Consider the following 13877-nt stretch of genomic DNA (forward strand, 5'->3'; position numbering starts at 1 on the left):
ATCATATTTCTATTTCACTTTTCTTTTTTATCTTTCTTATCAAAACTTCATTGACATCTTTCATTTTTTTAGGTCCTTTATCATAAATTTGATAGCTTTTACCTAAAAGATAATTGATCTTTGCAATACTGTTTTTTCCTGCCTTATCATTATCCAAATATAGATTTAAAACTTTAATTTGTGGATTGATTGCTAAAAATTTACCTAAGGCAATAGGCAATTCACTTTCCTCAATAGAATTACCTATTGCTGTTACTCCTGATAAAGAAAGATAATTGTTCTTTTTCCAATTCCTTTTATGCAGCTTCTCTAAAGTTTGAAAAGACATAAGGTCAATTGCACTTTCAAAGATATTTAAAACATCACTTTCTTTATTTACCAATTGAAAACTATATTCCTTATTACTGTTAAATACGTCTACCTTCCAATCACCATCTGTTGCTCTTTTTGAAGCATAACGTTCTATTCCTTTTTCATCATATCCTACAAAGACAACAGAGTGATCATAACTACACTCATAGATCATTCCCTTTTGATAATAAAATTGAATAACTTCTTTATCAATTTTTCTTTTATTTTTTAGATAGTACATCATTTTTTTATTATCTTTTGAAACGGGTGGCAATTTGAAAATACCATTGTTCGTTTTTGAACATTTGTTTACACGATAAACAGGCGGACTATCTCTTATACATTTATCAACATATTTTACAGCCTCATAATAGTTCATACCTTTAACATCCATTAAATAACTGATTGCACTTACCCCACCTTTTCCTTGAGAAAACCAAATCCACTTACCATTAGAGATAACCAAAGATGAATGCGTTGACGTTCGGTATTCTTTTTTTCCAGATTTAACAAGTTCACTTGGTTCATAATTATACAGATAAGTAAACACATCCAACTTCTGTAGTTCTTGTGCCTCCTCATCTGTGTAAAACTTATTTGACATACTTATCGCATCCTATTTACTTTTGATTTACGACCAATACCTGTATCGTTTTTTTGAACAGAAGTATCTGGAATATTTTCTTTCTTATCTAAATCAAGTTCTTTATTGATTTTGGACAGTTTCTTTAAGGCATCATTCAATTCATCTTCTTTTTCAAATGGCTTTTCTACTTCAAGTTCAGCATTATGCAACTGTTGCAATGTATTTTGAAGAAGTTCCTTTTCCACTTTTAAACTTTTTGGAATATTTTCAATAGCATTATCAATTCTTGTAAGATTTCCATAAACATCATTTCCTAATTCAACAGGATAATAAAGTTCTTTCTTTAAAGACATGATGTAATATTGACTTAAACTGTTGAACTGAATGTACAAATCAAATCCTCTATAATCCCCAATATATTTTTTATCCTGACCATCATATCCCTTGCAGGCAAGAATTATTGCATTTCCTGCTTGTTTTTTATCTACTATCAACATATCCTTGATTTTTATTTGCTGAAACTCTTTTTGAGGTTTCAAATCTTTTATATCATTTTCTAGCCCTTCAATCCTTGTCTTAATGGATTTAATCTTCTGTGGATAATATTTAATAATTCTATCTTCTAAATCATATTTTTGAGAGAGATAGTTTGCTTTGGCAAGCTTTAATTTGGATACTTTTGTATCAAGCTCCATCTTTTCTTTCACTTTGGGATTTCCACTCGCTAGTGCCTTTATCTCTGCATAAGAAAGTGAAGCTTCATCTATATCTTCAGCACTTCTTACAGGAGATTTACTTGTCATAATTTGCCCTATAAATTTTTGTTTATTTTCAACCAACTGATATAGATAAGCATCAAATGTTCCTTCAGTTACATAACGATAAATATAGACATCTTTATTTCTATTTCCTTGTCTTACGATTCTTCCTGCACGTTGCTCCAAGTCCGAAGGTCGCCAAGGACAATCCAGATCATGTATTGCTATCAAGCGCTCTTGTACATTAGTTCCAGCTCCCATTTTACCTGTCGAACCAATCAAAATTCTCACTTTACCTTCTCGAACCTTAGAAAAGAGTTCTTTCTTTTTAACATCTGTTTTTGCATTATGGATATATGCAATTTCACTTTCAGGGATTCCTTCTTCTAATAGTTTATTTCTAATTTCATCGTAGACATTGAATACATCATTACGAGGAGTAGACATATCGCAAAAAACTAGCTGTGTACTTTTTTCTTCCACTGTTTCATGATATATCTTCAATATATTTTTAATACAGGCATTGACCTTGCTATTTTTATTTTCTGGTAAAAGTTCATTGATAAGCCTTTGATCAAGTGCCAATTTTCTTCCATCGTTCGTAATTTTAAGCATATTATCCTCATGAGGATCAACTGTTCCATCTCTAATTTTTTGAGCACGTTCACCTAAGCTTTCAACAAGTTCTTTTTGAATATCAGAAGGTTTAACTGCCACATTTTGGTAATGGGCATTAGGAACAGGAAGATTCAACATATCAGCAGTCTTAATATCTGCTACTTCCTTGAACATATTAATCAATTCAGGAAGATTGAAGAATTTAGAAAAACGAGTCTTCATCCTGTATCCAGAACCTTCAGGGGCAAGTTCAATACTCGTGCTTGTTTCTCCAAAAGTAGAAGCCCAACAATCAAAATGCTGAAGATTATGCTTAACTAGAGTGGAATACTGCAAATAACGCTGCATCGTATACATTTCCGTCATCGAGTTGGAAATAGGTGTTCCTGTCGCGAAAACAACCCCCTTTCCTCCTGTAATTTCATCCAAATACCTACACTTCAAATAAAGATCTGAAGATTTTTGTGCATCTGTTGTAGAAAGTCCTGATACATTATTCATCTTTGTAAATAGAAAAAGATTTTTATAAAAATGTGCTTCATCAACAAAAAGACGATCCACTCCTATTTCTTCAAAAGTAATTAGATCGTCTTTTCTATCATTCTTATTCAGTTTTTCGAGTTTTGCTTTTAACCCTTTCTTGGTTCTTTCTAACTGTTTGATTGTAAATCTTTCTCCATTGTTTGCTTTTAAAGAACTTATTCCATTTGTAATTTCTTCAATTTCATTTTCAATATTCATCTTCTGCCTTTCAATTGACATGGGTATTTTTTCAAATTGTGAATGTCCTATGATGATAGCATCAAATTCACCAGTTGCCATTTTAGAAAACAGCTTTTTTCTATTTTTCTTTTCAAAATCTCTTTTTGTTGCAACTAGAATGTTGGCACTTGGATAGAGTTGCAAAAATTCTGCTCCCCATTGCTCAACTAAATGGTTGGGAACAACAAACATTGGCTTTTGTGCTAAACCTAATCTTTTTAATTCCATACATGCTGCCGTCATTTCAAAAGTCTTTCCTGCCCCCACTACGTGAGCAAGAAGAACATTTTGACCATAAAGAATATGTGCTATGGCGTCTTTCTGATGTTTTCGTAAAGTAATTTCAGGATTCATTCCCGGAAACTCTAAATGATCACCATTATATTCACGGGGTCTTATGCTATTGAATAATCGATTGTAAATCTGTGTTAATTCTTCACGTCTTTGAGGATCTTTCCAAATCCAATTATTGAATCTTTCTTTGATTGTATCCTGTTTTTGTTGAGCAATCATCGTTTCCTTTTTATTAAGAATCGCTTGTTTATTACCGTCATCATCATATTCATAATCAAATATTTTTGTCTGTTTCAAATTAAGACAATCTTCCATCAATCTATATGCGTTTGCTCTTGAAGTGCCATAAGTCTTATCAGCTTTTACACTTTCTTTATCCATATTCTTTGCACTGATATTCCAATTAGCATTATAAGAAGAATAAGAAATCTTCGTATAGTTTCTTACCCAGCTAGGTGTATCAAGTAACTCATAAAGAAACTGCTGATAGATTTCTACTGGAATCCAAGTTGCCCCAAGTCTGACCTCAATTTCACTGGCTGTAAGTTCTTTAGGCATTGCCTTTTCTAAAGCCTCTACATTCTTTTGATACTTTGGATCAATTGCTGCTGACATTTTAGCTATTTCTAATTTTTCTCTGATATTTCCACTAAGGTATTCATCAGCTGTTACATATTCTTCCTGTTCTTCATTTAAAACACTAGGGACTTTAAATATGATACTATCTAAATCTTCTTTGATTTTTTCATTACTTATGCCCGTCAATTCACTCATATAATTAATGTCGACTTTTGCTTTTTCACTTAAAGACACCATCAATGCCTCATTAGCTGTAGCAACATTGTTAAACTCTTTCTTTTTACGAATCGTTCTTTGAGTAAACATGGCTGCTTTAGATTTTAAAGTTCCATCTTCATTTAAATTTTCTAAAGAACATAAAAGATAGAACGAACTGTCTTCTCTAAATGCAATGGTATTACCTCGACTGTTGAGCAAACCATATGCTTGAGTAAAAACATCATAGTAATCATTCAATTCTCTTTGCTTTTTAGCAATCATTTCCTCTGGATAATCTTCACTTTGATAGGTAATCAAATCTCTGACAGTATCACGTATTCTAATCATGCCTTTTATTCTTTTAAATGTTGTATCACCAACATCAACTTTATTCATTAAAGAATTTTCTCTATAATAGACCTTATCGCCTATAACAGTATAGGAATAATTTCTTATCTGCGGATCAGCAGGTATACTTTCAATCTCATATTCATTTTCTTCCACAATATCAAATTCATCTATATGACCTTTGATATTATAGATGGCTTTTCCTAATGATTCATTGAGAGGTTCATCATATCCTACGACCGTTATATCCTCTCTGCCATACATTGCATGTGTTTTTTCAATTGTTCCTAAGATCATTTCAGGGTGATCAATATAATATTGATTGATGACATATCCTTCTTCTGTTATCCCTGTTGAAACCCAATCATCATCTTTTAAAACAGGACGCTCTCTTTTTTGAAGAAATAGAATATCACTGACCGCTTTTGTATCACCAAAAGCATCATTAGGCAAACGGATAGCACCTAAAAGTTCACATCTTTCATTGATATATCTTCTTACATTGCTGTTTCTTTTATCCATTGTATAGCGTGAAGTTACAAAAGCAATGATCCCATTTGGTCTTACCTTGTCGATTGTTTTTGCAAAAAAGTAATCGTGGATATTGAAATTCAGCCTGTCATATTTTTTATCTACGACCTTAAAGTTTCCAAATGGCACATTTCCAACAGCTACATCGAAAAAACTATCTGGTAACTTAGTTTCCTCATAACCTTCTATTGCAATATTTGAATTTTGATAAAGCTGTTTTGCAATACGACCACTGATCGAATCCAACTCCACACCATACATCTTTGAACCCTTCATTTCATCTGGAAGCATACCAAAGAAATTACCAATACCACATGATGGTTCTAAAATATTACCATGTCTGAATCCTAAATTGTTCAATGCCTTATAGATACTTTCGATAACAACAGGTGAAGTATAAAAAGAAGTCAGTGTTGACTCTCTTGCACTTTTATATTCTTCCTCACTCAACAGTGATTTGAGTTCAAGATATTCATTAGCCCAGTTCGATTTACTTTCATCAAAAACATCTGCTAATCCTCCCCAGCCAACATATCGTGACAAAATATCCTGTTCATCTTTTGTTGCATTTCTTCCTTGTTTTTCTAAAGAAAAAAGCAGTCTGATTGCTGCTACGTTATCGTTGTATCTTTCTTTTGGAGTTCTTTTACCTAAATCTTTATCCATGATTTGATAATTTATCTTTTTAGATTGAACAGGATCAATTGAAACATCTTCTTTTTGAATCTTATCTGAGACAATATAATTATAATTATCTGCGAACTCCTTTACTAAAGAATAAGGCATGTCAGTATAAACAATAAAAGAGCCATCATAATCTATATGATAAATTTCTCTTTTGTTAATGCTATCCTTAAATACTTGCTCGGATTCAACTATATAATTTTTTTCTAAAAGTTTATCAAGCCATTGATTTGCATAATTTTCTAAATCATCTTTGGTTGATAAAGCGTCTTTATTTTTATTATCAGAAGAAATTTCAATATCAATTGAGTCATTTTTATATGAAATCGGCTCTAACAGTTCTTTTGAAAAATCAACTTTAAAGGTCATATAAGGCTCACTTACTTCTATACCATTTACCTCATAATAATGGAACATGTCTATTGTTTTTTCATCATGATCATATAAAATCATCAAAGGATCATTGTCACTTGCAGTTATCATGTTACAAAAACCAGAGATTTCATTCATAATACGTGGTACTATTTTTTTCATTTTTTCAAACAACTGTCTATTTTCTTTATTTTCTTTGTTGAAAATATCATTAGATATTGAATAATCTTCATAAGTTCTATCAATCAAATAATCAACAAGTGAATTTCTAAAATCATCATCATTAAGATATCTGTTATAAAAATTTGGATCCTTCGTTTCATAAGAAGGCATAATAGAAATCAATTCTTCTCGAATATAATCTTCTGCCTCTTCATCTGTTGTATCACTATCACGTAATGCGGGATAAATCATAGAACGCTTAATTTGATCTTCAAGGTCAGGAAGGTACCTCCTAATGATTGCACGGTTTGAACTATCAATGTTTATATCTTGAACTTCCTGTGTTATTGTTTTTAACAAATGGTCATTTAATGGGTTTTCTTTTAACAATTTGAGAAAATCATCTTTAGAATAATATTCTAAAAACAATGGGAAGCTTTCATCCTGTAAAGTTATTTCATTACCACTTTCAATAATTTTGTATTCCGTTGCTCCAACATATACGCTGTCTCCCAAGTTCCATTGATACTCTTTTGAAATATTTTCATTCTGTAAATCATCGGAAGATTCAGGGATAATACTTTGATTAATACTTTTCCTTTCATATTCGAGTTGATGTTGAAGTTGATTTTGCAAGAATGCTGGATAATATTCTTTTTCTTTTTTATTAAGATACCTGTCAAGCTGAATAAGTTCATCTATCCTTTTAGCAACCTTATCCCATTTTAAAGTGATTTTGATTTCATCTTTTCCAATCTCACGATAACGACTTAAACTCATTCCCTTAGCATCATAATTGACATTTATAAAACCTACTGCAGGAGAACTTCCACCCTCTCCATATTCTTTTTTTAGAAACTGAACCTTTTCTTTCAATGTAGTATTTTTTGAAAACATTTGATTGATTCGGTATTTGCCTTCTTCAAATCCACTTCCACGAGTCAATACTCTATCTATTTCCTGTTGTGAAAAATAGATTCCATTTTCAAAATTTTGAATATTCTCATATACTACATTTTTTTGTTCCTCCAGTGATGGAATCTGTATATCTGGTGCAAAATATCGAGATAATATCATGCCATCAATTTCTTTAGCAACAAAATTCCATGAATAATCATAAGAAACAACTTGATTATCAAAAGTTCCTAAATAAATATGCAACCCATCATCTAATCTGTCATATCCAAGAATGACGTCATCAACTTTCCATTCTCTTATACTGTCAGGATATATATGCTGAACATATTCACAACGTTCTTCATCACTGTCATGTGTTTGAAAAAACTCAATGATTCTTCCTGCAGATTCTAAAAGTTCATCGTTATACTGAAAAACATGATAAAAAACATTTGCATTGATGATTTTGTTTTCATATGCCCTTTTTAATCCTGATTCATTTTCATAAAGCGATGTAAGATATTCATCTTTTTCAATAATTTTTGCAAGATAACTTTGAAGTTGAAAAAAAGACAAGTACGATTTGCTTTTCATATTCAAGTAGTTACCACTCCATACATCCAATCCATCATTTCTTTTTTTATATCCAAGATAACTATAGTCATAATGTTCTGGACACCTGAATGTTTGAACAAGCGTATCATCATAACATTCTTTTAAATAATTTGCCCTTTCAATTTCATCGGTGTGCTCATGAAAATACTGAATAATTTCTTCTTTGCTATGTTGCAATGAAACATCTTCTCTTAAGAGTTGAGGTAAATCACTTAAATCAAAGGGTGGCAATACATTATCGCCACCCTTTTCCTTATCGACTTCTTTAATTCCTAAATCTAATTGTAGATTATTTCCTTCAGAATGATTTCTTCCGCTGTTTTTTGAAGGTTGTTCATATGCTGTACCCATTCCATCTGATGTATCTCTTTGTTTGGTGCTGGATTTTTCGTTAACAATTCCTTCATCAACATTTCCATCATTTCGTTTGCCTTCTTCTCTGTTTCCATTAAGTAAGAGTTCAGTTGATTCCTTACTCGAAGTGAAAAGAGAATTTCTGGTTGCTGTTCCTTCAGATATTTTTTCTTCATCATTGCGTATTTTCCTAAAGGTATCTCCTTGTCTACTGTCAAATTGGGCATTTGATAATCTCCCACTGTTGAGTATGTGATTTGTTCCATTGATAACACTCCCTTCATTTTTTTCAATTTTATCATCTACTAAACGATTGTTATTTTCAAATGTGCGATTTTGAATTATCAATTCTTTTGTAATATGAAAAATCACATTTAAAAGTGAATTACTTTCTTCTTGAAAGGAATTACCTATTACTCCCAACATTTCAGGTGTATTAAAAAGTTCTATTGATATAAAATCATCCGCTTCGAAATAAAATTTTGTTTCAATATCACATCTGCTCATTAAACTGTAGGCAACTGAATTTTCTAAAAGATTTCTATAAAGATTCTTTAGTTCATTTTCCCCATAGCTTTCTAGCAAAGAACCGTCTTTTAATTTCATCAACCTTTTAAAATAATCATCCACATAATAGCCTGTCTGTTCCTTTGCAATTTCTTTGATGAAACTTCCTAAATCCTCATCATTTGAAGTCATATCAAATTGTTTTGCAATTCTATCAATCAATTGTTTATGAAACGACTCTTGTACACTCCATAAATGAAGTTCTCTATTATGTGGACTCCTTGTATCAGCAATATCAAAAACATATCTTATTTTTGTATATCGACCATCATCGTCTATAAGTGCTATACCTTTTGAACCTTTTTTGATCCACCTGTTCATCCTATTATTCCATGTTTCAAAGTCCGTACAGGCTTTTGCATCAGGTCTTTGCTGATAGATCAATAGTTGGTTGGTAAAATTAAAATTATAAAGATAGCCGGATGTTTTTAAAAATGAAAGCCATGATTCCTCACTTTGAATAATATCATGACATGATTTTTCAAGAAGTTCATATAATGTATCTAGTTTATTCATTTCATCTCACCTACCTTTCTTGATTTATTTTATTTTTTCTTAAAAAGTTCCTTTTTCTACACAGATTCTGCTCAAGTAAATATTTTGAACGTTTCTCCATATCCTTATATGCTTCTTCATAATCATTAAAATAATGTCCTGTATAGAATCCATATTTTCTATTTCCATTTGTTTCCCAAGTAACAAATTTAGCTGGAGATGTAGGACTGTATCCTATAACAATCGAATCATCATTGATATGCATTTCCTGAATGATTTCATACGAGCCATTTTTTTCATGATAGAATTTTGAAATATCTATTTTATTAAGACTCAATAAGAACATTGTATTTTCTGTAATATCTTTCCGCTTACAAAAATCAAAATAAAGATTCATTCCTTTTTTATGAATAAGAGTTTCATGATTTTCTTTAGAATAGCGCCAAATATCGTAATGAACATTCAACGGTGCATAAAGCAATTCATATTCTCTTTCTAAATCACTAAACAAAAACAAATCTGGATTGAAGTTAAAATAATCAAGATTCTGTGTATGATTTCGACCATCGACAATATCAAGTTGGATAGTGCTTTTTGTATGTTTATTTACAGCAACTGCACGAACGATATCATCCTTGTTTTTAAGGATATACTCAACTGAATAATTACATTTGGTCTGTTTATCGATTATTTCTTGGCAAATCTCTTTTATTTGTAATTCTTTCACTTTTTATCTTCCTTTCTATCAAATGAAAAAAGGGAGAAATTTCTCCCCTTCATTTTCTGTCTAATCTGTTTCAGATGTCTGATTTGAATATATATTTTTAAACCAGCAACTCCAAAAAGAATAAGAAGTGAAGCTAAAACCGAACAGACATTATTTGTCATTCTTTTCTCCATATTTTCTTTTTGCATAGAAACATACGATCAAACCTAAAGCAAACATTCCCATTGCAACATAGAAACTGATATTACTATCATCACCTGTTTTTACAACAACAGGTTTTGCTTCATCTTTCATGACCACTTTTTGAACTTCTCCTGTATTAGAGATTGTAAATTCAACATCACTTGCAACATTGTAACCTGCAGGTGCTAAATCTTCATGAAGAACATAAGTTTTTGAAACAGTTAATCCTTCGATTCGGTGTGGTTCTTTTCCAGAAGTCCATGATTCAACTACTTCACCTGTTTCCTTGTCTTTTAAGGTAAGTTTAGCTCCTTCAATTTCTTTTCCAGTTGTTGCATCTACTTTTGAAATATCTACCTTTGTGATTTCATCTTTCATTTTAACTTTAGTCACACTTCCATCTTCATTTACTGTAAATGTTACATCACTTGCTGTTGCATATCCTAATGGTGCAAGATCTTCATGCAAGATATATTTTTTACCTGATACAAGACCTCTGATAATGTGAACATCTTTTGTTGATGTCCATTCTTCTACAAGATTTCCATCTTCATCTCTTAATGAAAGTTTCGCACCTTCAAGTTCTTTTTCATTAGTTGCATCTACTTTTGAAATTTCAGTTGCTGTCTTTTTATTAAGAACATCAAGTTCTTTTGAATAGATGATCTTATCTGTGTGATCATAGCTTAAGTCAATGTCATAGACTTTATTGTTTTTAACATATCCTTCTAATTCTTGAACTTCTTTCAACTCATATTTTCCAAGTGGTAGTCCTGAAATAAGAATTTCACCTAATTCATTAGTCACATAATATCCGTTTTCTGAAATATCCATTGAAACAGCTTCACCTTTTTTATAAAGAAGTGTATTTCTTCCATCTAGTGAATAGATGCCTTCTTTTGCTATTAATTGGAAAGTAACACCTGAAAGATCTTCTAATGTATCTCTGTCTCTTTTTTGCACATGGATTTCACCATGAGGTGCAATGTTCGTTACATTCTTTGTAATGACATATTCTTTAGTTGTTAGATCTTTTTGTTCAAGATTGATTTGATGTACTTTTTCTGAAAGCACATATCCTTCATTTGTTAAAGTTTCCTTTAATTCATATTTGCCCATGAATAACGAATCAATGACAAGTTTTCCATTGCCATCTGTTTTTCCTTTAGCAACAGTAGCTCCTTTTGCATAGCGTAAAGTACCATCAACTGCACTGTAGATGTTTTCTTTGGCAGTTAATTCATATTCAACATCAGCTAGTGCTTCATTTGTAGCCTTGTCTGTCTTTGTTAAAATGATTTTTCCTTTTGGCTGTGCATTTTTAACTTTCACAGTTAGAATTGGATCTTCATCCTCATCCTTGTCATAATCTCTTGTATTTGTAATTGTGAATTTCACAGGTTGTTCTAGTTGCAAGAAGCCTTTAGGTGTTTCTACTTCTTCGATAGAATAATCTCCCGCGTCTAACTGTAAAGGAAGTGTTACTGTTCCTTCTTCAGCATCCTTTACTGTAACAACGTTTTTAGAATTAGTTGTAAATGTGTCATATTTTTTACCGCCAACTTTTTGTACAACATAGTTTCCTTTTGAATCTTTGATTTTAAATGATGCACCATTTAATGTGACTTTCTTTCCTGATTCAGCATCTAATTTGATAATTTTAAGTTGTGACGTAAATGGTCGGTTATTCACATTGACACGTTTTACCTGTTCAACATCTTTATATTCACTGTAATCATCTGTTACTGAAATTGTGAAATCTGGTGCTGTAATATAATCTTTAGGTGTCTTTGTTTCTTTGACGATATATTTCCCGTAAGGAAGATATGGTGTATTTGCTTTACCATTTGAATCAGTTGTGATGACTGCATAAGTTGTAGCGTTATCCCATCCGACATGGTTAACTTCACTGTACAATTTGAACGTGAACTCTGCTCCTTGTAATCCTTTTACAAGACCTGAAATACTGTCCTTTTCTCCTGATTTGAAAACTTGGATCTTTTGCATATTCACTCTGTTAGTACCTTTTGCACTTCTTGATACTTTTGAAACTGTTTGTCCTTCATAATCAATTGATACACTGATCTTTGCATTATTGAAGACCAATGAATCATTTGTCTTTGATTCTTGAATGTAATATTTTCCTAATGGCAATTCACTCCAAGCAATCTTTCCATTGGCATCTGTTTTCTTAATTGATACCAATGCACCTTTTTCATAGTAAGTTTTTGTTCCAGCCTGATTTGTAATCTTTTCATTTGCGTGTAATTCAAAAGTAACACCTTCAGTAGTAGCATCACCTTTTAGACCATTCGTTTTAGAAGTATCGATTTCTTTTTGGAAATCAATATTTCCTTTAGGTTCATCATCTGTAACACTCAATACTGTTGTCTTATCTTTTTCTACTTTGACTGTAAAAGTATCTGTATTTAAAAGATATCCATGAGGTGCTTCTGTTTCCTTGACTTCATAAGTTCCAACCAATAAATCATTCACTTTGATTTTTCCATTTTTTACAACAGTATTTTCATTATAACCATCATATGAAACAGATTTGATATTGAATTTTGCACCATCAATGAGATCTTGATTTGTATTCTTTTTAGTTAATTCCAAAGAACCAAAATCAAGCCATTCAATATTTAAATATAGACGTGTATCATCAGGATCCATATTCCAAGTTCCTTGTGCTTGAGTTCCTGCACCTCCATCATGAATAGCTAATGCTGTAAATCGTTCACATCCGCTTCCGCATACATTATCACTCACAAAATTTGATGGTGAATTTTGACATGGCGCTGTGAAATAAAAGCTTTGTCCGCCATAAACTTTTGCAGTACCACCTGTTTGTCTTGCAGAAGTTCCAGCAATGTGAATTGTCACATTTGAAGCCAATGGGATATTCACTTCAGCAGAAGAAGCACCATTTAACTTCACAGTATTTGTAACTTGTTGCTTATTTGTCTTATCATAGCTTGCTTTAAACAATGCTCTGTTCCCTGATTTGTTGCCTTCCCAAGAAACACCATTACCTGGATCTGGTAATGAAATGATTCGGCGATAGATGTTCATGATATTTGTACCATAATTACTTCCGAATGTTTGGTTGAACAAGTTTTCATCAAAACCTTTCCATTGTCCTGAATAAGCACCACTTAAAAAGATATGTGTCAAAAGATATTTGATATCATCATTTGTAAGAGGGTCATCTGGACAGATAGCTGTCTTTAGATCTGCATCCGCAGCAAATTCACCATAGGCTGCTGGACCTCCAAAGCCATAGTAAAGAAGCTTTCTTACGTTTTCATTATTTTCAATGACCTGTGCAGGATATTTACCGCTTGCAGGTGTTTTCTTTTCTGCTTCCAAACAGAAAGCCCATTTGCCATCGTATTTACATGAATATGTTGACCATGAAGCAATGGATGGAATCTTTCTGCCCCACCATTCTGGATACTTGATATTTTTCACTCTTGTAAATTCTTTAGGAACGGATGGATCATAAGCATTTACGACACTCATTCCAAGCGTATTGAAACACATTGAAAATACCATTCCTACTGCTAAAAAAATCTTATATAGTTTAGAAAGTTTATTTTTCATTTTACTTTTTCTCCTGTTATTTATTGTTTGCAATGCAAGTTTCAAACATTGCTCTACTTCTTTTGTTTATTAAATGCAAAAAGGACAATCTTTCGATTGTCCTATGGCTTGAATACCCATTTATTTAAATACATATATTCCTCCAACAAAAAAAGACAGATCATATCGACCTGCCTGCTTATAATATTAAATG

4 protein-coding genes are annotated in these 13877 nt (G+C 31.8%); all 4 read right to left on the reverse strand.

All coding sequences use genetic code 11. The annotated features are described in order from the left end of the window. Position 1: 1 nt before the first annotated feature. Positions 2-955 carry a DUF3991 and TOPRIM domain-containing protein gene (locus tag OCV55_RS03970; protein ID WP_147579871.1) on the reverse strand — a complete coding sequence of 318 codons (954 nt, stop codon included), beginning with the start codon at positions 953-955 and terminating at the stop codon, positions 2-4. 2 nt (positions 956-957) lie between these two features. Further along, a complete protein-coding gene (locus OCV55_RS03975) occupies positions 958-9192 on the reverse strand; it encodes a DUF6908 domain-containing protein (RefSeq protein WP_267309809.1) in 8235 nt (2744 codons plus the stop codon). A 10-nt stretch (positions 9193-9202) separates the two neighbouring features. After that, entirely contained in the window at positions 9203-9898 is a 696-nt protein-coding gene (locus OCV55_RS03980) for a hypothetical protein (RefSeq protein WP_117852038.1), read from the reverse strand. A 150-nt stretch (positions 9899-10048) separates the two neighbouring features. Continuing rightward, the gene (locus OCV55_RS03985; RefSeq protein WP_147579873.1) at positions 10049-13684 is read right to left on the reverse strand and encodes a SpaA isopeptide-forming pilin-related protein; all 3636 of its coding nucleotides are present in this window, start codon (positions 13682-13684) and stop codon (positions 10049-10051) included. Between the last annotated feature and the right edge of the window lie 193 nt (positions 13685-13877).

This window comes from [Clostridium] ammoniilyticum (assembly GCF_025566905.1).
Taxonomy (GTDB): Bacteria; Bacillota_I; Bacilli_A; order Erysipelotrichales; family Coprobacillaceae; genus Faecalibacillus; species Faecalibacillus intestinalis.

What these genes read in the sequence shown, in the direction of transcription:
- OCV55_RS03970 (WP_147579871.1), bottom strand. Translation starts at nt 955, where the DNA reads ATGTCAAATAAGTTTTACACAGATGAGGAGGCACAAGAACTACAGAAG.
- OCV55_RS03975 (WP_267309809.1), bottom strand. Translation starts at nt 9,192, where the DNA reads ATGAATAAACTAGATACATTATATGAACTTCTTGAAAAATCATGTCAT.
- OCV55_RS03985 (WP_147579873.1), bottom strand. Translation starts at nt 13,684, where the DNA reads ATGAAAAATAAACTTTCTAAACTATATAAGATTTTTTTAGCAGTAGGA.